Source organism: Sphingorhabdus sp., assembly GCF_046596595.1.
Lineage (GTDB): Bacteria > Pseudomonadota > Alphaproteobacteria > Sphingomonadales > Sphingomonadaceae > Sphingorhabdus_B.
In genome coordinates, this window is sequence record NZ_JBKJMB010000122.1 from 41862 (window position 1) to 64130 (window position 22269).

Annotated in this window: 21 protein-coding genes and 1 pseudogene; 7 read left to right on the plus strand and 15 right to left on the minus strand. The window is 54.8% G+C overall.

The features are described 5' to 3' along the window. Position 1: 1 nt before the first annotated feature. From tsaE to ACLL9E_RS12215, 4 genes are all read right to left on the minus strand, one after another. Positions 2-433, minus strand: coding sequence for a tRNA (adenosine(37)-N6)-threonylcarbamoyltransferase complex ATPase subunit type 1 TsaE (tsaE, locus tag ACLL9E_RS12200; protein WP_411292009.1), 432 nt, complete (start codon positions 431-433; stop codon positions 2-4). Continuing rightward, a complete protein-coding gene (locus ACLL9E_RS12205) occupies positions 430-2742 on the minus strand; it encodes a PAS-domain containing protein (protein WP_411292010.1) in 2313 nt (770 codons plus the stop codon). Before ACLL9E_RS12205 ends, tsaE begins: the two co-directional genes overlap by 4 nt. Positions 2743-2904: 162 nt before the next feature. Continuing rightward, positions 2905-4299: an adenosylhomocysteinase gene (ahcY, locus tag ACLL9E_RS12210; RefSeq protein WP_411292011.1), complete on the minus strand. Its 1395-nt coding sequence runs from the start codon at positions 4297-4299 to the stop codon at positions 2905-2907. A 96-nt stretch (positions 4300-4395) separates the two neighbouring features. Continuing rightward, entirely contained in the window at positions 4396-4884 is a 489-nt protein-coding gene (locus ACLL9E_RS12215; RefSeq protein ID WP_411292012.1) for a hypothetical protein, read from the minus strand. 217 nt (positions 4885-5101) lie between these two features. On the opposite strand from ACLL9E_RS12215, the gene ACLL9E_RS12220 reads away from it, so the two are divergent. The 3 genes from ACLL9E_RS12220 (at position 5102) to ACLL9E_RS12230 (ending at position 7666) form a co-directional block, all read left to right on the plus strand. Next, on the plus strand, positions 5102-5581 hold the full coding sequence (locus tag ACLL9E_RS12220; protein WP_411292013.1) for a peroxiredoxin: 480 nt from the start codon (positions 5102-5104) through the stop codon (positions 5579-5581). A gap of 94 nt (positions 5582-5675) precedes the next feature. Continuing rightward, entirely contained in the window at positions 5676-7121 is a 1446-nt protein-coding gene (locus tag ACLL9E_RS12225; protein WP_411292014.1) for an AMP nucleosidase, read from the plus strand. 65 nt (positions 7122-7186) lie between these two features. Continuing rightward, positions 7187-7666 carry a hypothetical protein gene (locus ACLL9E_RS12230; protein WP_411292015.1) on the plus strand — a complete coding sequence of 160 codons (480 nt, stop codon included), beginning with the start codon at positions 7187-7189 and terminating at the stop codon, positions 7664-7666. Between the two features lie 48 nt (positions 7667-7714). On the opposite strand, the gene ACLL9E_RS12235 is transcribed toward ACLL9E_RS12230, so the two are convergent. From ACLL9E_RS12235 to ACLL9E_RS12250, 4 genes are read right to left on the minus strand one after another with little or no spacing between them, the layout of a single operon-like run. Next, positions 7715-9601 carry a M2 family metallopeptidase gene (locus ACLL9E_RS12235; protein ID WP_411292016.1) on the minus strand — a complete coding sequence of 629 codons (1887 nt, stop codon included), beginning with the start codon at positions 9599-9601 and terminating at the stop codon, positions 7715-7717. Between the two features lie 54 nt (positions 9602-9655). After that, positions 9656-10186 (minus strand): hypothetical protein, encoded by a 531-nt coding sequence (locus ACLL9E_RS12240; RefSeq protein ID WP_411292017.1) that lies wholly within the window; start codon positions 10184-10186, stop codon positions 9656-9658. Positions 10187-10188: 2 nt separating this feature from the next. Beyond that, positions 10189-10755 (minus strand): GNAT family N-acetyltransferase, encoded by a 567-nt coding sequence (locus ACLL9E_RS12245; protein WP_411292018.1) that lies wholly within the window; start codon positions 10753-10755, stop codon positions 10189-10191. After that, entirely contained in the window at positions 10752-11510 is a 759-nt protein-coding gene (locus ACLL9E_RS12250) for an alpha/beta fold hydrolase (RefSeq protein WP_411292019.1), read from the minus strand. The genes ACLL9E_RS12245 and ACLL9E_RS12250 overlap by 4 nt, the downstream gene beginning before the upstream one ends. Positions 11511-11648: 138 nt before the next feature. Here ACLL9E_RS12250 and ACLL9E_RS12255 point away from each other — a divergent pair, with 138 nt between their 5' ends. From ACLL9E_RS12255 to ACLL9E_RS12265, 3 genes are read left to right on the plus strand one after another with little or no spacing between them, the layout of a single operon-like run. Further along, positions 11649-12089, plus strand: a complete 441-nt coding sequence (locus tag ACLL9E_RS12255) for a MarR family winged helix-turn-helix transcriptional regulator (protein WP_411292020.1) — start codon at positions 11649-11651, stop codon at positions 12087-12089. Beyond that, entirely contained in the window at positions 12082-13128 is a 1047-nt protein-coding gene (locus ACLL9E_RS12260) for an HlyD family secretion protein (RefSeq protein WP_411292021.1), read from the plus strand. The genes ACLL9E_RS12255 and ACLL9E_RS12260 overlap by 8 nt, the downstream gene beginning before the upstream one ends. Further along, positions 13103-14659: a DHA2 family efflux MFS transporter permease subunit gene (locus tag ACLL9E_RS12265; RefSeq protein WP_411292022.1), complete on the plus strand. Its 1557-nt coding sequence runs from the start codon at positions 13103-13105 to the stop codon at positions 14657-14659. Before ACLL9E_RS12260 ends, ACLL9E_RS12265 begins: the two co-directional genes overlap by 26 nt. Before the next feature lie 3 nt (positions 14660-14662). On the opposite strand, the gene ACLL9E_RS12270 is transcribed toward ACLL9E_RS12265, so the two are convergent. The 7 genes and pseudogenes from ACLL9E_RS12270 to ffh form a co-directional block, all read right to left on the minus strand. Then, entirely contained in the window at positions 14663-15316 is a 654-nt protein-coding gene (locus ACLL9E_RS12270; protein ID WP_411292023.1) for a 2-hydroxychromene-2-carboxylate isomerase, read from the minus strand. A 3-nt stretch (positions 15317-15319) separates the two neighbouring features. Beyond that, positions 15320-16345, minus strand: a complete 1026-nt coding sequence (locus ACLL9E_RS12275; protein ID WP_411292024.1) for an aspartate-semialdehyde dehydrogenase — start codon at positions 16343-16345, stop codon at positions 15320-15322. Positions 16346-16517: 172 nt separating this feature from the next. Then, positions 16518-16910: a 50S ribosomal protein L19 gene (rplS, locus tag ACLL9E_RS12280; protein WP_411292025.1), complete on the minus strand. Its 393-nt coding sequence runs from the start codon at positions 16908-16910 to the stop codon at positions 16518-16520. A 7-nt stretch (positions 16911-16917) separates the two neighbouring features. Beyond that, positions 16918-17658 carry a tRNA (guanosine(37)-N1)-methyltransferase TrmD gene (gene trmD / locus ACLL9E_RS12285; RefSeq protein ID WP_411292026.1) on the minus strand — a complete coding sequence of 247 codons (741 nt, stop codon included), beginning with the start codon at positions 17656-17658 and terminating at the stop codon, positions 16918-16920. Beyond that, positions 17655-18161: a ribosome maturation factor RimM gene (rimM, locus tag ACLL9E_RS12290; RefSeq protein ID WP_411292027.1), complete on the minus strand. Its 507-nt coding sequence runs from the start codon at positions 18159-18161 to the stop codon at positions 17655-17657. The genes trmD and rimM overlap by 4 nt, the downstream gene beginning before the upstream one ends. 135 nt (positions 18162-18296) lie before the next feature. After that, positions 18297-18764: pseudogene (gene rpsP, locus ACLL9E_RS12295) on the minus strand (30S ribosomal protein S16); the annotation flags it as partial. Between the two features lie 44 nt (positions 18765-18808). Beyond that, entirely contained in the window at positions 18809-20296 is a 1488-nt protein-coding gene (gene ffh / locus ACLL9E_RS12300; RefSeq protein ID WP_411292028.1) for a signal recognition particle protein, read from the minus strand. 270 nt (positions 20297-20566) lie between these two features. Here ffh and ACLL9E_RS12305 point away from each other — a divergent pair, with 270 nt between their 5' ends. Then, a complete protein-coding gene (locus ACLL9E_RS12305; RefSeq protein ID WP_411292029.1) occupies positions 20567-22213 on the plus strand; it encodes a putative bifunctional diguanylate cyclase/phosphodiesterase in 1647 nt (548 codons plus the stop codon). The last annotated feature ends 56 nt before the right edge of the window (positions 22214-22269 follow it).

A 22269-nucleotide genomic window follows, 5' to 3' on the forward strand; every position in this document is an offset into this window, starting at 1 on the left:
ATCAATAAGGGGTGTCATTCTGTTCCATTTTTAATGTCAAAATCCGGCTTCCATCTGTCTGCGGCACAATGTCGATGATATGGCTCGGCACCACATAACCGGAACCAAAACGCTCCGCCCATTCGACCAACGTGATGCGCTCTGCGCGCTCGTTCGAAAGCCCCAATTCATCGAGTTCATCCGCATTATTCAAGCGGTAGTAATCGACATGCGCCACCGCAACAGAAACCTCCGGCGGCTCATAGCTGTGGACGATAGCATAAGAGGGGCTGGCAACTTCGCCTGTATAACCAAGGCCTGACAATATCCCTGCGCACAGCACCGTCTTTCCTGCGCCAAGCGGACCGTTAATCGCAACCCAGTCGGACGCCTTCAAACCCTGCGCAAACGACCGGCCAAAATCGCGCATGTCTCGGTCAGTCGCGATGATCATTTCTTCGGCAAGGCCATGATGACCGTAGTCCCCTGCCCGACTTCCGAATGCAGATGAAACGCGCCGCCGTGCGATTCAATAATCTGCCGCGCCAGCGGCATTCCGAGCCCGCGCGTCATCGTGCCCGCATCGTCACCGCCACGCGCATGCACACTGTCCGGCGACTGGCGCTGAACGTCGGTATCATTTATCCCCGGGCCATCGTCCGACACGACAAGCTCGAGAATGTCACCCTGCCACCGGGCCAGAAACAGCACTTCGCCGCCCTGACGATTATAACGGATGGCGTTGTCGAGCACTTGCCCGACCGCCTGGCCGATCCGTTTGGCGTCAAGCAACATGACCCCTTCGGCATCTCCGGATTCCACCTGCAGCTTAATGCCAGCGGCTTGCGCCATTTGCACCTTGGTTTCGGCGATTTGCGCGACGAGAGCTGGAATACCAACGGTCTCAAGCGCAAGCGGCAGTGCGCCCGCCTCAATCTGGCTATAATCGAGCACAGTGTTTATCTGTTCGGAAAGCCGGTCTGCCGACTGCAATATGGCATCGACATAGTCCATCGCCTGCGGCCCGAGATCACCGGCGATCCCCGCCTTGAGCAAGTCCGCAAAGCCGCTGATCGATGTCAATGGCGTGCGGAATTCGTAGCTCATATTGGCCAAAAACTTGCCTTTAATGGCATCTGCGTCCTGCAGCGCACTGTTCCGTTCACGCAAAGCCTGTTCGATCTTCAAGGTATCGGACATGTCTAGCATAGTAAAAAGCGTATTGCCGTCAGGCAGTGGTATCGTCGCAATTTGGAACATGCGCCCGTCGGCAAAAATGGCCTTACTTTTGCGCTGTGCCCGATTGGACGACGTCATCCGTATAAGCTCGCCCAATATGGAAATCTGTGTCGGCTTTTTCAGATGCCCGGCGAGCAACGGCAACAGCTCGTCTAACCGTGGATGCTTGATCAGTTGATCGTCGCTTAGCTTCCACGTCTCTGCAAACAACCGGTTCCAGATGCTCAACCTGCCATCGGCGGAGAATACGGCGATGGCTTCAAACAAATTGTCAAAAGTCGCGGTCCGCACGCGCAGCAATATGTCCCGCGCGCTCGCGAGTTGCGCTTGCTCGGTGCGGTCCTCAAAAATCATCAGCAGTCCGCCATCCGGAATTGGCTGGGCCAACACCCGCAAATGGGTGCCGTCGGGCAAGAGCCAGTTCTCTTCCGTCGGGTCAGACGCTCTAAACCATTCCTCCCGCTCCTTGCGCCATATCGGAAAATCGCGCACTTCCGGGAGCTTGCCGTTCTCGCGCATCCGGTCAAGTACCCGGGCAAATTCGGGTTTTTCGGACAACCACTGATCGCGAAATGCAAAAAGGCTTTGAAATGGCAGGTTTGCAAAACTCAAGACATGCCGGGAGTCGAACTGGGCAACGCCCGAAGACATCAGGTTCAGCAGGTCTCTTTGTGCCTCGGATAGCTCGCGTACTTCGGATTTGGTGTCGATTAAATCCTGCACGTCAATTGCAAGGCCAGCGACGCCTGACGCGCCGAGGGGAATGTCGTAAACCCGAAGCTGCCGCCGTTCGCCGTTTAAAGTTGCCGATACAATCCGGTCTTTCTGCCTATCTTCCGCGACAGCGTCCGCGGCATAATCTGCCGCGCTTTTGCCGTTTTCGGGTTCAAGCAGTTCAACACCCTCTTCGACAACCTGCAATCCGTTTGTCGCGCCCACCGCCTCGACGTATGCATGATTCACAAAATGGAGGTTCATGTCGGGACGCCGGTGCCACATAGGTATTGGCGCAGCCTCGATGAGCCCAGCCAGAGCAGAAAAAGCGGATCGCGCTTCATCGGATTCCTGCGCGCGTTTTTCCAGTTCGCGCAAGCTTTCGGTCGAATCAAAAAACCACAATAATGCAGCGCCATTGGGATAAATGATGGCATCTGCGATATTCCCGATAACCGTCAATCGCCGATTAGAACCTTCAATTGCCAAAGGAAGCGTAAAGCCTTTCCCGGTGCGCTGCGTCTCGCGCACCTTGGCCTCGAGCTCCGCAAGGTCGGCGATAGCCAGACCGGCATCGACACGCCCGCCAAGTTCGGAAAGCGACGCCGCAGCCTCGTTAAGGCCAAGCAGCCGCGCAAATCGCTCAGGTGCTTCAATGCGGCCGTCACCTTTTACCACGACCGGGAAAGCCGGAGCAGTTTCAAGGAGACGCCCCAGACGAGCAGTGTGCCGCAACATCTTGTTGGACCGGCTTCGCATGGACAGCCCTATCCAAATGGCAACACTGGCTGCAACAAGCCAGAGCGCCATCAAAATCCCTATCAGTGCAATGGGCAGGCCAGTGCCTGTCATCGTCATGCGCCCTTTATGTTGCCGCGGACATTCTAATGCCCAATTGCTTGCCACGCGCAATGAAAAAAGCCTGCTACGTCTCCGCAGCAGGCTCTTTTTATAATTGAAACTGACGTTTAATTAATAGCGATAATGGTCTGGCTTGAACGGACCTTCGGTCGATACGCCAATATATCCAGCCTGCTTGTCGGTCAGCTTGGTAAGCTTTACGCCCAGCTTTTCGAGGTGCAGCGTCGCGACCTTCTCATCGAGATGCTTTGGCAGAACATAGACTTGGTTCTTGTAGTTCGCACCGTTCGTCCAAAGCTCGATTTGCGCGAGCACCTGGTTGGTAAAGCTTGCCGACATCACAAAGCTTGGATGTCCGGTTGCACAACCCAAATTGACCAAGCGGCCTTTTGCAAGGACGATTATCTGTTTTCCGTCAGGAAATTGCACCAGGTCAGTGCCCGGCTTTACTTCAGTCCAATTGTAGTTGGACAAAGCTGCGATCTGGATTTCGCTGTCGAAATGGCCGATATTGCACACGATGCTCATAGGCTTCATGTTCATCATATGCTCGGCGGTGATGACGTCGGCGTTGCCGGTTGCAGTGCAGAAGATATCCGCGCGCTGCACGGCTTCTTCCATCGTTACAACTTCAAAGCCTTCCATTGCGGCCTGCAAAGCACAGATTGGATCGACTTCGGTTACCATCACGCGTGCGCCGCCATTACGCAGCGATTGGGCTGAGCCCTTGCCAACATCGCCGAAGCCCGCAACGCAGGCAACCTTGCCGGCCAGCATCACGTCCGTCGCGCGGCGAATGGCGTCAACGAGTGATTCCTTGCAACCATATAGATTGTCGAACTTCGACTTGGTCACGCTGTCATTGACGTTGATTGCAGGAAAAGGCAGTTCGCCCTTCTTCGCGATTTCATACAAGCGATGAACGCCAGTGGTGGTTTCTTCCGAAACGCCCTTCAGGTTCTTGACGGTTGCCGTCAGATATCCGGGCTTCTTGGCAATAAATGCCTTCAATGCGCGCTGGAATTCAACTTCTTCTTCATTCTCCGGCTCGGCAAAAGTTTCGCCGCGCTCAAGCTTCGCGCCCCACAAAGCGAACATCGTCGCATCGCCGCCATCATCGAGAATGATATTTGCGGTGGTGTCGTCACCCCAATCGAAGATACGACCGACATAGTCCCAATAATCCGCAAGGCTTTCGCCCTTTACTGCGAACACAGGAATATCGCTGGCGGCAATAGCTGCAGCGGCGTGGTCTTGCGTCGAAAAGATGTTGCAGGTCGCCCAGCGCACATCTGCGCCAAGCGCAGTCAGCGTTTCAATCAGCACTGCAGTCTGAATGGTCATGTGCAGCGAACCGACGATCCGTGCACCCTTCAGCGGCTGTGACGCTCCAAATTCGTTGCGCAGTGCCATAAGGCCAGGCATTTCGGTTTCGGCAATATTGATCTCTTTACGGCCAAAATCGGCCTCGCCAATATCGGCAATGACATAATCGTTAAAAGCCACAGGCTCATTCTCCGGGAGGTTTTTGAAGACCCGCCCTTAACCGCGCACCGCGCCAAAATCAAATATAAAGATTGCTTTATATGCTGTAGGCTACCGCTAGGGGCGATTGGCCATGCGCGATGGGCAGACTGGTCCATTCCATGACTGCCCGGTGACTGTCGCGTCGGCAACAGCGGCCATCGTCACAACACCATGTGGCTCGGTCGCCAGTTTGGTCGTCAGTTCGCGCAGCTGGCGGCAGTCCATCGCTCTGTGCCCTGTTCCATAGCTGTTGGCGTAGCCAATCGACATGCGATCTAACGCACCCTCGGCTCCACGCGCGCCATAAGTGGCCGACAAATGGTTTCGCAACTCGGCATTTTGCGCGCCAATCAAGCTATTATGACGGGCAACAAACTGGTTATATTGGGGAAGGAAGTTTTCTGCTGTCCCTCGGCACCGTAATGCTGTCACCATGAGCATTGTGTTGAGATGCTTGATCTTCGCGGCGTCCTGCGCGGCGTCTGTCCAGCATGCCTGCGCTGGCTGGACGGATACCGAAACCAGCAATATCGCAAGCGCCGTCTTCCTTAAAAAATGTGCCATTCCCCCAACCCCCGTCAGTGTGTTTAACCCGCCAAAGATTGGCCCAGTTGGTTACAAAATTCTGAACAGGGGCGGTTAAGGAAAATTAAACACCATCCGCCGAGCCTTTGGCCGTCATTCGCCTTGTCGCATCGCAGCAATAGCGAACGCTTACTTGACTTGGGATAACGGGTCCCGGATGAAGCAGTCATCCCCTCTCTCAGAAAAGGAAACAGTCATGAGTATTTCTGTTGGCGACAAAATCCCTGATGTCAAACTGGTCAAGGCAACCGCCGAAGGCCCACAGCCGGTTCAATCAAGCGAGTATTTTGCCGGACGCCGTGTTGCATTGTTCTCGGTCCCCGGTGCGTTTACGCCGACCTGCTCGGCGCGTCATCTCCCCGGTTTTGTCGAAAAATCCGATGAACTCGCCGCCAAGGGCATCGACGAAATTGCCTGTACTGCCGTGAACGATGCCTTTGTATTGGGTGCCTGGAACAAATCAGGTGGCTCGGACGCGATCACTATGCTGGCGGACGGCAATGGCGACTTTGCCGCCGCGCTTGGCCTTGAAATGGACGGAAGCGCATTTGGCATGGGCAAACGCGGCCAGCGTTTCTCGCTCGTTGTAAATGATGGCGTCGTTGAGCAGGTCAATGTTGAAGCACCTGGCGATTTCAATGTCAGCTCCGCCGAATATATGCTCGGACAGCTTTAAAAATCGATTGGGCCTGACCCGTCAGCATGCGAGAGGGAGGGGCAACCCTCCCTTTTTTGTTGCCAAAAGTCCAAAAATTCGGTGAAGCGTGTTTATGCCAAGTGAACAAACCCAAAACATCATTAATCAACTTGTTACAGAATATGACGCTTCGGTAAAACGGCTTCAAGTCGCGCTTGCAGCGTATTTGAAGGACAATATCGTCCCGTCGGCGGACCAACGCGCAAGCAACGATTTTTGCTATCCCGAACTCGTCATCACATATGCCGGCAAGACGCGCGAGACAAAGTCCAACCTTGCTTTTGGCAAGCTGGAGAAAATAGGCACATTCCGGACGACCTTTACCAAGCCGGATTTGTTTGCAGACTATATCGCAGAGCAACTCGACCTTTTGGTCGAACAATATGAACTCGACATCTCGGTTGGTCGAAGCAAGCAGGAAATCCCATTTCCATATGTGCTTGACGGGTCTGCGGATCTGGAAGTTGGCACTGTCAGCCCGAACGAATTGGCGCGCTATTTCCCTACGACCGAGCTTGCGGATATTGGCGATGAAATCGCCGATGGTCTGCTGCGTATCAAGGGAAACAGCCAGTCTCCACTCGCGTTGTTTGATGGACTGCGCACGGATTTTTCGCTTGCGCGGCTGCGCCATTATACCGGCGCACCTGCCGAACATGTACAGCACTATATACTTTTCACCAATTATCACCGCTATGTTGACGAGTTTGTTAGCTGGGCATGCACCCAAGTGGGCAATGGGCGCTATACCGCCTTGTCGGGCGCAGGTGGGTTATATGTCGACCAACCCACTGATAATGCAGCGCAACTTGTCGCAGACAGCACTTGGCGTCGCCACCAAATGCCCGCCTATCACCTGATCGCGCCAGACAGGACAGGCATCACCTTAGTCAACATCGGCGTAGGCCCTTCCAACGCCAAGACAATCTGCGATCATCTGGCAGTTTTGCGCCCCGAGGCTTGGCTGATGATCGGCCATTGCGGCGGTTTGCGGGAAACACAGCGCATCGGCGATTACGTCCTTGCACACGCTTATTTGCGCGATGACCACATTCTCGACGAAGTCCTCCCGCCCGAAATTCCGATCCCGCCAATTGCCGAAGTCCAGCAGGCTCTGGCCACCGCAGCAGAGTTTGTATCGGGCACGAGCGGTGCAGATCTCAAGCGGCGCATGCGGACTGGCACTGTTGTTACGACGGACGACCGAAACTGGGAATTACGCTATTCCGCCTCCGCGCTCCGCTTCTCGCAAAGCCGCGCAATTGCTATCGATATGGAGTCCGCGACAATCGCGGCACAGGGCTATCGTTTCCGCGTGCCTTATGGTACATTGTTATGTGTTTCGGATAAGCCGCTCCACGGCGAGATTAAGTTGCCGGGTCAGGCCAACCGATTTTACGAAGAAGCCATTGCTTCGCATTTACAGATTGGCATTCAGACGTGCGAATTGCTTCGCGAGGCAGGAAACAGCCTGCACAGCCGCAAGCTTCGCGCATTTAACGAACCACCGTTCCGATAGGCGAATAGGAACCAAACCGACGCCAGATGATTATTATCGCAGTGTAACCCAAGGAGGAACGGCCCATGCCGAAAAAGCTCGAAGAAACCGGAACGTTCGATAAAGTCATGAACAAACTGCGCAGTTTGGCAGATGAACTCACCGGTACTGCCCGCTCAGCGGCTGAGACAGCGACTAATACGGCCAAGTCGGCTGTTGATAGCGCCTCCACTGCGGCAGCTACTGCCGGAACCGCCATCAAGGATAATCCAGGCAAAACTGCGGCGGTTGCCGGCGCAGTTATCGCAACAGCGGCGGCTGCTGTTGCTGGGAAGAAAGTCTATGATCGCAAAACTGCAAGCAGCAAGAAGCCCACAGCCAAAAAGCCTGCAGCAACGAAGGCGGCCGTAAAAAAGCCGGTGGCCAGAAAGCCAGTCGCGAAAAAGCCAGCACCAAAGGCCGCTGCAAAACCCGCTGCCGGGCCCACGGCCTCGGCAAAACCAGCCTCCAAGCCAGCAGCCAAGAAGACTGCTCAGGCAAAACCGGCACCTAAGGCTAGCAGCTAACAAATGTGATAATATTCGCCCCGCCCGTTAAAGGCGGGGCGATCATATTTACCAACCTTTTTTCGCGCCCTTGTTCTGGATTTTGAGCCATTTCATCAGCGGGGCAAAATATTCGAGCATTGGCTTGCCCGACATTTCGCGGCTGCCCGTAAATGCCTGTAGCGCATCGGGCCAAGGCTTCGACGCACCCATTTCAAGCATTGCGTTTAACCGCGTGCCGACGTCCTTGTTGCCGTAAAAGGAACAGCGGTGAAGCGGCCCCTTCCAACCCGAGATATCGCAAGCCGCCTTGTAGAATTGGAACTGCAAAATGCGCGCCAGGAAATAGCGGGTATAAGGTGTAGTCGCCGGAATATGGTATTTGGCACCTGCATCAAAGCTGCCGACCGGACGTTCAACAGGCGGCACGATACCTTGATATTGGAGGCGCAAGTCCGTCCAACCCTTGTTATAGTTTGCAGGCGAAATCGACCCGTTGAAGACCCCCCAACGCCATTTATCGATCAGCAGACCGAAGGGCAAAAACGCCACTTTGTCCATCGCCTGACGCAGCAAAAGGCCATTGTCCTTGTCGGCACCCGGAACCTTGGCAGCATCTAACAAGCCAATCTGAACCAAATAATTCGGGGTGATAGACAAAGCAATGGCGTCACCAATTGCCTCATGAAAGCCATCGTTCGCCCCGTTTAAATACAGATAGGGCTGCTTGTTATAAGCGCGCTGATAATAATTGTGCCCCAGCTCATGGTGGATGGTCACAAAGTCGTCGGTGTTGACCTTGATGCACATTTTAATGCGCAAATCATCGACATTGTTGATGTCCCAAGCGGAGGCATGACAAACGACCTCTCGATCGGTTGGTTTGATAAACTGTGATCGGTCCCAAAAGGTCTTGGGCAACGGGTCAAAACCGAGAGACGAAAAGAAGCCTTCGCCGACTTTAACCATGTCCTTTTCAGCCTTGCCACGGATGTTGCTAAAGTCGGCGACTTCGGTTTGTTTATATCCCTTGGCGACCAATAGTTCACCAATATCATAACCAATGTCACCCGACCCAGCGGGCGCAACAACGTCGTAGATGTTGCCCCATTCCTGTGCCCACATATTGCCCAGCAAGTCGGCCCTGATCGGACCTGTTTTGGACTGCACCCCATCACCATATTTCTTGTTCAGCTGCGTGCGGACATAGGTGTGCAGTTCGTCATAAAGTGGCTTAACTTCAAACCATAATTTGTCGGTCAGCTTGGCGAAGTCATCGGCAGGCATGTCATATCCTGACCGCCACATTGCCCCCACATCGGCGTAACCAAGCTCGGTCGCACCCTGATTGGCAATCTCCACCATCCGGGTGTAATCCTTGCCCATGGGCGCGCCAACATTGTCGTGCCAGCTTACCCACATTTCCTTGAGTTCTTCAGGGTTCCGGTTCGATCCCATTTCGGCTTCGATATCGGATCCGTTGATTTCTTTGCCGCGCAGCGTGCCGCGGCCCTTGCCATAGGCAGACTGCAATTTGGTAGAGATTGTAGCCAATTCCGCAGCAGCGCCGGGCGTTGTCGGCGCAGGCAATACAATTCCCCCGCGCAGGATATCCAGCTTGCGCTTGGTATCATAAGTCAGACCCGGGAGCGCCTGATATTTGGCAGCCTCCAATGCATAAAGCACTGACTTTTCCGTTCCGATTTCGCCATAACGCGCGGCAAGTGCGTCGGTATCGTCAGTAATGTGCGTAGCATTGATCCACGCGACCCGGCCACCTTCTACCGAGAAATCAAACAGGTCTTTTTCGGCAGCGGCTACAAAGGCATCGGCGTCGGCAACGGTCGGTGCAGCGGTTGGGACAGAGCTTGTGGTTGGCATGCCCTGTGCCAAGGCAATATGTGGCACAGAGAGCGAAGCGAAAGCCAAAGCGGCTACGGATACAAGATTTTTCATGTTGGGTTCCTGGCAAATATAATATCGCAATGGTGAAACTTTCGGTCTCCGCCGTCAAGCTGTCCCGCGAGTCATTCGTCGAATGACCAAGGCCAATAGCAGTCCGAAAAAGGTTACAAGGAACAGCACCATTTTTAAGGGACGCACTTGGGCGGCGATACCCGCAAGCCTATCGTTTCCGCCAATGACTGCCACCTGAACAATTTGGCATATGGTTTCGATATAATCTGCCAGGACAAATCCCGCGGCGGCTAGCAAGATGATCGTCCCGAGACGCGCCAGCATCGCGTGCGGCGATTTCGCAAACATCTTTCCGCCTGCCCACGCCCCCCAAGAATAAACGCCAATGAATATCAGGTCCACACCCATGCTGATAACGGCCAAGTCGATCACCCCGGCCCTAACCCAGCCTGCCTGAATGGCATTGACGCGTGCAGCAGTTCCGGCAGCCTGATGATCGCTAATGCCTAAGGGCGAGGCATCTGTCATGAGCCAGACGTTCATGACGATCTGCATTGCGAGGAGTAAGAGGCCAATCAGCCAGAACCTCCAGAAATGCCTCTCCAGTGCAGTTTCGCGGTGCATGCTTACACTGGGTCCAATAAAGACGCCAACGCGCCTGACAGGGCATCCTGGCGCGTCAAATGATAGCTTGTATAGTCTTGCCACCGCCCGCCCTGGTCACGCTGATATTCGCGGACGAGCCGACCGCCTATTCGCTCTACGGCTTTGCGTGATCGCACATTCGCTGCGCCCACTTGGAACACGACCGTGTGCACAAAATGAAAGATATGATTAAGCATCAACGCTTTCACCTCACGATTGACGCCAGTGCGCCAATATCTGGTCGCGAAGAAGGTATAACCAATTTCTATCTGGTCGGCAAAGGCATCGTAATTGACGTAACGGGTGCCGCCAATCACTTCGTTATTTGCCTTGTCTAAAATGGCGAGGGCACCCCCTGACGCAATGGCGTCGGCAAAAAAAACGTCAAAAACGACTTTTTCATGACGGTCTGGTGCCGGATGCATCGCCCATATGTCGGGATCGGCTGCGACAGCATATAAAGCGTCATAGTCGCCGGAGACCAAGGGTCGAAGCAGCACCATATTGCCGCTAAGAGTTGGCTGAATATCAAATGGCGGCGATGTCACCAAATGTCCCCTGTCAGCGCCTTGACCAGTGCCTGCCCCAACTCAGGTTTGATAACCGCGCTCATATGGTTGCCGGGCACCGTAAAGAGCTTTCCGCGTTTTAAGAGCGCAGCTAGCGCAGCGGCCGAACCATTGTCATCATCCTGCTCTCCGCACACAACAGCGACCGGTACGGTCCAGCATGCAATGTCGGCTTCGCTCGTATCGACAAAAGTATCAAGGACAAGCCGCAAGGCTGCCGGATCGCCGCCTGTTGTTTTCAGAAAAGCTTCAGCCATCCAGGCAGCCGTTCCGCGTTCATGATTGCCAAGATTGTCAAAGACCTCGCGAAAATATGCGCCGCGGTTGCCGGTGTGGGTAAGGCCTTCCAAGCCCATGCCTGAAATGATCGCCCTGCCCGGCTTTGCCTGCCGCGCGAGCATCCGTGACACCGTCCGTCCGCCCAGCGAGTATCCAGCGAGGTCGTAATTCCTAATATTCAGATATGTAAGCAATGCGAACTGGTCATCAGCCAGCACATCGGGTGGATAATGTTCAGCCGCACGTGGCTTGCCGCTGCGACCATGTGCGCGCAGATCGGGCATGATCACGCGGTATCCGGCGTCGGCTAGCACAGCAGCATGGCCATGTTTTATCCAGTTGGTGTCCGCTTCCGACATAAAGCCATGGATGAGTAATAACGGGCGTCCCTGCCCCGTTTCACGCCAAGCAATATCGATGCCATCAACTGTCTTAAAGCTATCGGATACCATCATGAGGCTGCTCTTTTTGCGTAAGGAAATTCACATGCGCTACTGCCACGCGATCTTCGGTTCTAAAAGTGGTTTTCCATTTTTGATCGGAACTACTCAAAAAATGTTGCACATAATAAGCATAGCTATTATATCGAAAGCATGAGCGATGACATCGGTTTTCTTTTAGGTGATGCGGCCCGATTGCTTCGGCGATCTTTTGACGAGCGCGCCCGCGTCATGGGGGTTACGCGTCCCCAATGGCGCGTGCTCGCCTTGCTCAAGCGCTTTGACGGCAGCACGCAAGTCACAGTAGCAGATATGCTTGATGTAGAGCCAATCACGCTCGGCAGGATGATCGACCGGTTGCAGGACGCTGGTTTAGTCGAACGTCGCGCTGATCCTTCGGACCGGCGGATGTGGCGTTTACATCTAACCCCCGAAGGCCAACAAAAAATCGTGGCCTTACGCCCCACCGCCCTCGCTTTGTTTGACGATGCGCTGGCTGGCCTGGATGACGCCCAGCGTTTGGAATTGGAAGCTATGTTGAATGTTATCCGTGCGAATTTGACTCGCCGCCCGCCTGAGGTGTCGCATGGCTGATGCTGATCCACAAATTGACGTTAGGACGCATACCCCTGCCAAGCCTCGGCGATTTGCGCGTCTGGTACTTTTGGGTTCTGTGCCACTTGTTCTCGTTGGTGCCGCAACGGCTTATTACATCGTAAACGATCACTATGTCTCGACGGACAATGCGTATGTTCAACAGGACAAGGTATCCATTTCGGCGGAAGTTGGAGGACGCATCACCGAAGTTGCCGTCCACGAAAATGACGTGGTAAAAGAGGGCGATCTTCTATTCCGGATTGACCCTGCGCCTTATCGCATTGCCATTGATCAAGCCGACGCAGCCATCGCAGCTGCGCAGGTTCGGGTCACCGCATTGCAGACAGAATATCAAACCACGGGTGTCGATATTGAAAGCGCGCGCGAAGATGTCGCCTTTTACGAAAAAGAATATGGGCGCCAGTCATCTTTGATGCAGGACGGGTTCACAACACGCGCACGTTTGCAGGCGGCCGAGCATGCGCTTTCCGATGCGCGCAGCCGTGTTGCCACGGCGCAGGCTGATGCCACCAAAGCACGCGCCGCGCTGGCCACAGGATCAGCCGCGCCCGGCATCAACCCAGCAATCAAGGCAGGGCAAGCCCAGCGTGAGCAGGCGATGCTTAACTTGTCCCGCACTGAAGTGCGTGCGCCCGTCGCCGGTGTTGTAAGTCAGGCCGACCGGCTACAGCCTGGTCAGATGATGGTGCAGGGCTTGCCCGGCGTGACCATCGTTGCCAGCAATAAAAGCTGGATCGAGGCCAACTTCAAAGAAACCGACTTGGCGCATATGCGCGTTGGCCAACCCGCCGAGATTACCTTCGATGCATATCCGGATTTGAAGGTACGCGGTAAAGTGTCGAGCATCGGAGCCGGGACCGGATCGGAATTCTCCGTTCTTCCGGCGCAAAATGCCAACGGCAATTGGGTAAAGGTAACGCAGCGCGTTCCGGTTCGGATATCCATCACCGATAAGCCAAAGCGGGCCATGATTGCAGGGTTATCGGCACATGTCCGCATCGACACCGATAAGTAATCCGCTCGATCAGCCGGCCTATCCGGTCAAGAACAAGGGGCTGCTGACACTTGCGGTCATGGGCGCGACGATTATCCAGATACTGGATTCGACCATCGCGAACGTCGCCATCCCGCATATGCAGACAAGCCTTGGTGCCACAATGGACACCATCACTTGGGTTCTGACAAGCTACATTGTCGCGAGCGCCGTCGCCATGCCAATCACCGGCTGGCTTGCCGACCGCATAGGTTCGCGAAATCTGTTTCTGGGTGCGGTTGCCGGGTTTATCCTGGCGTCCATGTTGTGCGGAATTGCCACAAGCCTCACGGAAATGGTCGCCTTTCGCGTATTCCAGGGCGTGTGCGCAGCCTTCATTGGCCCGCTGTCACAAGCCATCATGCTCGATATCAACAAGCCATCAGACGCACCGCGTGCGATGTCGATTTGGGGCATGGGAATAATGATCGCGCCCATTCTGGGTCCGATGATCGGGGGCTGGTTGACCGAGAACTACAACTGGCGCTGGGTGTTCTACATCAATCTGCCCATCGGCATCCCGACGCTCGTCATCTTGTGGTGGCTGTTGCCATCCCGGCCAATCAACCGCCGCGAGCTAGACCGCTTCGGCTTTGCGATGCTCGCGATTGGCCTTGCGACATTACAATTGTTGCTTGATCGCGGGCAGCAGGAAGACTGGCTGCAGAGCTGGGAAATCATCGTTGAGCTGGTCATTGTTCTGTGCGCGCTCTGGCTGTTTGCGATGCACCAGCTTACGACCCGTCGCCCGATGTTTGAACGTCTGCTGGTGACCGACCGCAATTTCTTCATTTCGCTCAACATGATGCTGCTCGTCGGTATGATGATGTTCGGCATTTTCGCCTTGCTGCCGCCCATGCTTCAGAATTTGTACGGTTACAGCGTCTATGACACCGGCGTGCTGCTTGCGCCGCGCGGTGTGGGCATTTTGCTTGCAATGTTCATTGCGGCAAAGCCGGGCAAAAGGGTCGACCCGCGCATCTTGATCTTTGGCGGGTTCCTGATGACCGCTGCGTCGATGTGGATCATGACCAGCTGGTCGCTCAACATGGACTGGCACCTCGTCGTCTATACTGGCCTGTTTCAGGGCTTCGGCATGGGCTTCGTTTTCATTCCGCTAAATGGCGTTGCGTTTTCCACGCTGCCCATGCGGATGCGAACCGACGGGTCAAGCCTTCTATATCTCTTCCGCAGCTTGGGCGGCAGTTTCGGGATTTCTGTGATGACAACAATGCTGGCGCGCAACATGCAGACCAGCCACGAAGATTTGGCCTCGCATATCACTGCGTCTTCCATGAGCGCGGTTGACCCGTCGACTGCGGACCGGTTGGGTTCTGTCGGCGAGGCGGCGCTGCAGATGATGAACCTTGAGATTAGTCGGCAAGCCGCGATGATTGCCTATCTCGACGACTTCAAGTTGATGATGATCATGTTGATCATCATCAGTCCATTGGTCTTCTTTTTGAAACCCGGGAAAGCACAATCTGGACAGCAAACGGTAATAGCCGACTGACGGTCAGGCGATGCGTTCCTTCAATCCTTTTTGCTGCATTCGCCACACCGCCATATCGATGCGGTCTTGACCGAAAAAAGGTTCGCCATCGAAAACCAGCGTTGGGACACCCCAATGCCCAGCGGCCTCCAGCGCAGACTGGTTTGCCGCGATTTCGACGTCGAGTGCCTCAGCATCGCCAGTGGCTTCGGCATCAAGTTCACTCAGGTCCAATCCCGCCCGTGTTGCAGCGCCCGAAAGATGGTCGCCCTCGTGCCAGTTTTCCGCACCACCCCAGATGAGTTGCGAGACTTCATCACAAAAGGCGAGGCTTTTGCCACGCCGCGCTGCCGTTTGGCCCAAGCGTGTTAAACGAAAAATATAAGGTTGCTCTTCGGCGATCTTCCGGGTCCGAATGTCCTGCACAATCGGGTCCGGACGCGGCGGGCCAAACGGAATGCCATGAAATTGCGCAACACGAAACATGTCAGTAAACGTGTAGCGCAACCAGTTCGCGTGGCTGCGTTCGAAAAAGTCAGGCTCACGGATCGCCAGCGGATAGACCGGACGCAAGTTGATCGCGAGATCATAATCCTGCGCCAGTGCCCGGTACCGCCGTGTAGCAAGGTAACTATACGGGCTGCGAAACGACCAGAAAACATCCGCTTGCAGCCCCATGACTTACCCCTTTTTCAAATGCCGCCGCCCAAGCAATTCGGCAATCTGCACCGCATTCAGCGCTGCCCCCTTGCGCAAGTTATCCGACACGCACCAGAAGGCAAGGCCATTGTCCACGGTCGGATCTTCACGCACGCGGCTGACATAAGTGGCATCATCCCCCGCAGCTTCGATAGGGGTCGTGTAACCGCCATCCTCACGCTTATCGATCAGCATGATGCCTGGCGCTTCCCGTAAGATATTCTGCGCAGTTTCTGCCGACATCTCGCGCTCATATTCAATGTTCACCGCTTCGCTATGGCCTACAAATACAGGCACGCGCACGCAAGTCGCGGTAAGCTTGATTTTAGGATCAAGTATCTTCTTGACCTCAACCATCATTTTCCACTCTTCCTTGGTATAGCCATCTTCCAGAAAGCTATCGATATGCGGAATGACGTTGAAAGCGATTTGCTTGGTAAACTTCTTGGCGTCAGCACTGTCGCCGACAAAGATGTTACGGCTTTGCTCGAACAGCTCGTCCATGCCTTCTTTGCCCGCGCCCGAAACCGACTGATAGGTCGACACGACAACGCGGGTGATCTTGGCATAATCGTGTAGCGGCTTGAGCGCGACGACCAACTGGGCAGTTGAACAATTGGGGTTCGCGATGATGTTCTTGCGCTTGTATATGTCGATCGCGTCCGGGTTTACCTCAGGCACGATCAAGGGGACGTCCGGATCCATCCGAAACAACGAGCTGTTGTCGATTACCACGCAACCTGCAGCCGCAGCAATCAGCGCATATTTTTTGGTGGCTTCCGAACCAATGGCAAATATGGCCATATCCCAGCCTGTCCAGTCAAAATTATCGATATTCTGGATCCGCAACATCTTGTCGGTATCGCCATATTCGATTTCGATACCCTGGCTGCGGGACGACGCCAGAACGGCGACTTCGTCAGCAGGGAATGCACGTTCAGCGAGAATATTGACGACTTCGCGGCCAACATTGCCGGTCGCGCCTGCGACCACGATACGATAACCCATCTGCAATTCCTTTTCGTGCTCCCCAGCGGAGGCTGGGGTCCAGCTGTGGCTGGACGACTATGCTGTGGACTGGACCCCGGCCTCTACCGGGGCACATATATGAAAAAGGCCGGGCTCTTTGTGGGAGCCCGGCCTTTCATGTTCTTTTAAAAACGTGAGCGCGGCTCCTGCCTTATTCGGCAGCCTCGGTGGTCTTCGTTGGACGCGGGTCGCGACGCTCTGCAATACGCGCCTTCTTACCTGTCAAGCCACGCAGATAATAAAGCTTCGCACGACGCACGACGCCCTTGCGGACGACTTCGATGCTGTCGATGTTGGGGCTGTACAATGGGAATACGCGCTCAACGCCTTCGCCGAACGACATTTTGCGTACAGTGAAGTTGGAGCCCATGCCCTTGTTCGAACGCGCGATGCACACGCCTTCGTAATTCTGAATACGCGTGCGCTCACCTTCGATGACCTTCACGCCCACCTTAACGGTGTCACCTGCACGAAATGCAGGGATTGTCTTGTTTTCTGACAAAGCTGCAATAGCTTCGGCTTCAAGTGTCTGGATGAGGTTCATGCCCCATTTAATCCTTATTCTTTTGTCGCACGTCAGAGGCAGGCTGAACCCGGGCGTCTTTGTAACGCCCCCAAAGGTCCGGTCTGCGTAACCGAGTATCTTCCTCTGCCTTTTGTTTCCGCCAGGTAGCTATTTTCGCATGATCCCCCGATCGCAACACTTCAGGGATCATACGCCCTACCCAATCATTGGGCCGGGTGTAGTGCGGATATTCGAGCAATCCTTGTTCAAAAGACTCTTCGTCACCGCTGGAAGACGCGCCCATTACGCCGGGAAGCAGCCGAATGCAAGCATCTAACAGCATAAGCGCGCCAACTTCTCCGCCCGACAGGACGATGTCGCCCATCGAGACCTGCTCGATTTCGGGATGCGCATCGAACAGGCGCTCGTCAAAGCCCTCGAACCGTCCGCAAATGACCGTGAGGCCGGGCCCAGAAGCAAGTTTTCGAATGCGGGCCTGAGTAATAGGCGTACCGCGCGGAGTCATGGCAAGAATTGGGGTCTGAGGCGCGGCTGCAAGGGCGTGGCCAACGGCAGCAGACAGGATATCCGCCCGCAAAACCATCCCTGCCCCGCCGCCGGCAGGCGTGTCGTCAACCGTGCGATGTTTGTCCGTTGCAAAGTCGCGGATCTGGATGGGCGTACACGACCATTTACCCTCCTCCAAAGCGCGGCCAGCAAGCGAAATGCCGAGCGGGCCCGGAAACATTTCAGGGTAGAGCGTCAGAATCTGCGCGTGAAAGGTCATATTACGAAAGCAGCATCGATCACGATGCGTCCACCTGCAGCCTTCCCCCACTCGGGCACAGCTTCGGCGGTCATGGGTACCATGAATTTTTTACCAGGTTTGCCCTCAACGGGCGGCATCTGGATTTCAAGCACGTCGCTTGCGCCGAAATTTTCAACGGCGACGCAAGTGCCGAGGTCAGCGCCATCGGTCGACACACATGGAAGGCCAAGCAGGTCGCTGTAATAATATTCGCCATCACCAAGTTCTGGCAAAGCTTCGCGTGGTACTGTCAGCAGTGTACTGCGCAGTTTTTCGGCGGCGTTGCGGTCGTTGATTTCGGCAAAGCGCGCAATTGCGCCGTCTTTGGTTGGACGCAGCGACTTTACAGTCAAACTGCCATCGTTAAAGCTTTTGTACCGTTTCAAACTGTCCAGATTGTCTGCAAACAGCTTGAGACGGACTTCACCCGTCACGCCATGCGCGCCTGAAACGGCGGCAAGCGTGACGGTGTTGTCAGACAAGGTTTAGCCCTCGGCCTTTTCTGCGGACGCTTCTTCAGCAGCAGGCGCTTCTTCAGCGGCAGCTTCGGCAGGCGCAGCTTCTTCTGCGGCAGGCGCTTCTTCAACGGCTGCTTCGACAGGTGCAGCTTCTTCGGCTGCAGGAGTTTCTTCAGCGGCTGTTTCGGCAGGTGCAGCTTCTTCAGCGGCAGGCGCTTCTTCAGCTACAACTACAGGCTCTGGCTCGGGTGCTGGAGCGGCAGCTGCAGCAGCGGCTGCTTCTTCAGCTTCAGCTACCTTCGTTGCCTTGTCTTCAGCACGATCCTTGGCTTTCTGGCCGGGCTCACCCTTGTTCGGGTTGCTCTTTACCTTGCGCTCTTTGACGCCAGCGACATCAAGGAAACGCGCCACACGGTCAGATGGCTGTGCACCAGCGGCTAACCAATGTTTCGCACGCTCGGTGTCGAGGATCATGCGCTCTGCGCTGTCCTTCGGAAGCTGTGGATTGTAACTGCCGATACGCTCGATAAACTTGCCATCGCGCGGAGCGCGCGCGTCAGCAACGACGATCTTATAATAAGGACGCTTTTTCGAACCGCCCCGTGACAAACGCATGGATAATGCCATAAAACTAACTCACCTTTCTAAAATTATATATATCAAACAAATATTTATTTCTTTTTATTAAGAAGTCTTGCGAGGTCTGGTGGCATGCCGCCACCGCCGCCCATTCCGGGAAATCCACCCATGCCCGGGGGCATCGCGCCGGGGGGAAGACCGTGCATCCCCTCCATCGCGCCGCCCAAATCTGCGCCACCTTTGCCGCCGCCGAACATCGCAGCGAGCCCTTTGAGCCCGCCCATCTTGCGGATGCGTTTCATGGCGCTTGCCATTTCCTGGTGCATCTTGATCAGCTTGTTGACGTCCTGAACCGTCATACCCGAACCTTTGGCAATGCGGATTTTGCGCTTGGCATTCAGCAATTCCGGCTTGGCGCGCTCTTTTGGCGTCATCGAACCGATGATCGCGTCCATGTGTACCAGGAGTTTGTCGTTCATGCCGCTGGCGTCCATCGCCTGCTTGGCCTTCTTCATGCCCGGCATCATGCCCGCCAGCGCGCCAAGCCCGCCCATCTTGGTCATCTGCCGAAACTGGGTGCGCAAATCGTCCATGTCGAACTGGCCCTTGGCCATTTTGGCCGCGAGCTTTTCCGCGTCCTCTTTTTCGACCATCTCGGACGCGCGTTCGACAAGCCCGACGACATCGCCCATGCCCAATATGCGTCCAGCGACACGGCTTGGGTTGAACGCTTCAATGGCATCCAGCTTTTCGCCGACACCTGCAAATTTGATTGGCTTGCCGGTGATGGCGCGCATCGAAAGTGCTGCACCACCGCGCGCGTCACCATCCATACGGGTTAGAACGATCCCGGTTAGGTCAACACGTTCGCCAAAGCTTTTGGCGACATTCACTGCGTCTTGGCCGGTGAGCGAGTCGACGACCAGAAGGATTTCCTGCGGCATGGAAACCTTCGCCACAGCCTGCATTTCGTCCATCAATTGCTGATCAACGTTCAAGCGACCCGCAGTATCAAGGATGAGAACGTCAAAGCCTTGCAATTTTGCCGACTGCATTGCGCGCTTAGCAATATCGACGGGCATTTGGCCCTGCATAATGGGAAGCGTTGCGACGTCGGTTTGTGTACCAAGCGTGGCTAGCTGCTCCTGAGCCGCGGGACGATTGACATCAAGTGAAGCCATCAGGACTTTCTTGCCCTGTTTCGCCTTCAGCATCTTGGCAATTTTTGCTGTCGTTGTAGTTTTGCCAGACCCCTGCAGGCCGACCATCATGATGATTGCAGGCGGCGCAACAGCCAAGTTCAGGTCACTTTGTTCAGCGCCCAACATCTCAACGAGCGCGTCATTGACGATCTTTACGACCTGCTGACCCGGCGTGACTGACTTCAGGACTTGAGCGCCAACGGCTTGCTCGGTCACCTTATCGACAAACTCGCGGACGACTGGCAGCGCAACGTCTGCCTCAAGCAGCGCCACGCGCACTTCGCGCATCGCTTCTCGCACATCGGCCTCGTTTAACGCACCGCGACCGCGCAGGCGATCAAACACCCCACCCAACCGGTCGCTTAGCTTGTCAAACATCGACATTCCTTACAAACGCGCCTCTTTCGACGCATAAACGAACAAAAAGCCGGTGAGCGAATCTTCGCCAACCAGCTTGGAAACTTTAAATTTCCAACATAATTTGAGAGGCAGAAAAGCTGCCTTGACCGCGCTCCTAAGGTCATAGGAGCAAGAAGGCAAGCTATTCCATAGATGCGACTGAGCTAACGTTCGGTTGTTCGCGTGAATTTTGCCTGATTAACAATATATTGACCATTATGGAGGAATATGAGGGCGAACGGAAAGATAATGGTATCGCAACAAATCTCCGCTGAAATATACCCCGAACAGACACGACGGGACGGAAATGGCCTCTTGCGGGGCTTGATCATATTTTTGGCGCTTATATTATTTGTGATCATTGGCGGTCAGGTCGGGGCGCAGGCCGTTCGCAGTTATTGGGGTTCGGGCGAAAGCACCAACCAGATCATGGTCACAGCTTTGTTGCTCAACATGGCGCTCATTCTTTTGACATGGCGCAGGACGACTGCACTTAGCGATGATATCCATGTCTATCGCCAAGCAGAAGCCAGGGCGCAGCATTTGGCAATTACCGACCCGCTGACCAATTTATTCAACCGACGCGCCATCAAGGAGAAAACTGCCGAATTGAGTGCTCGCGCATCGCGCCGCGGCAAATCGGTTGCGTTTCTTATGATCGATCTCGACGGCTTCAAAAAAGTTAACGACATTTATGGGCACGATTGCGGCGATCTTTTGTTACGTGAAATAGCCGACCGTATGCGCGATGTCGTTCCACCCAGCAGCGTGCTTGCACGCCTCGGCGGGGATGAATTTGGCATTTGCGTGATGTTCGAACCTGAATACCCCGAAACGATTGACCAAATCGCCGAGGAGCTTGTTGACGCTATTGCGCGCCCCGTTCCCATGTCTGAATCCTCTCAAACGGTGACCGCATCCATCGGTATCAGCAGGCCTGAGCATGACTGCGATTCCATTGATATGTTGATGCGCCGCGCCGACATCGCGCTTTACGCAGCCAAAAAAAGCGGCCGAAACCGTTACAGCTGGTTCGATAATGGCATGGAAATAGAAATCCGGTCGCGCAATTCGCTTGAGGGCGACATCAGAACAGCCATTGCCAATGATGAATTTGTTCCGTTTTTTGAACAGCAAATCGATCTGAATACCGGCGAGCTGGTCGGGTTCGAGATGCTCGCCCGGTGGGTGTCACCTGTGCGAGGGCTAATTTCTCCTCATGATTTCATTCCCGTTGCAGAGGAAACGGGCATGATCGGCGACCTTTCCATGAACATCGTTCGCAAGGCGTTGTTGGAGGCCAAAAACTGGGACCCGAAGCTGACAATGTCGGTGAACATTTCGCCAGTTCAGCTCAAAGATCCGTGGCTCTCACAAAAAATTGTGAAAATCTTGGTTGAAACTGGGTTTCCTGCCAACCGCCTCGAAGTGGAAATTACCGAAAGCTCGCTTTTCCAAAATCTAGCGCTTGCCCAGTCAATTGTCGGCAGTCTCAAAAACCAGGGCATCCGCATCGCGCTTGACGACTTCGGAACAGGCTACAGTTCGCTCGTGCATTTACGGGCGCTGCCGTTTGACCGCATCAAAATTGATCGTACCTTCATAACGTCGATGTTGGACAACGCAGAGAGCGCAGCTATCGTGAATGCTATCGCTGGCCTCGGTTTAAGTCTTCAGGTTCAGGTTACAGCAGAAGGCATCGAAAATGAGAATGTAATTGCAAGATTAAGGGAGCTTGGCTGTGGCCAAGGCCAAGGTTGGCTTTATGGGCAGCCCTTGAACAGCGACCAGGTTCGGACTCTCCTTATGAAAAAAGATATGCTTCCGCATCGCCGCAAAATCCCTGCAGTCGAACGTGAGCAGGAAAACCAAGCTGCCAGCCGACTGGCTTCTTAACGCGACATAAGACGCCGACAGCATGAACGGTGGACTATCGGTGCAGCAGTCCCTAA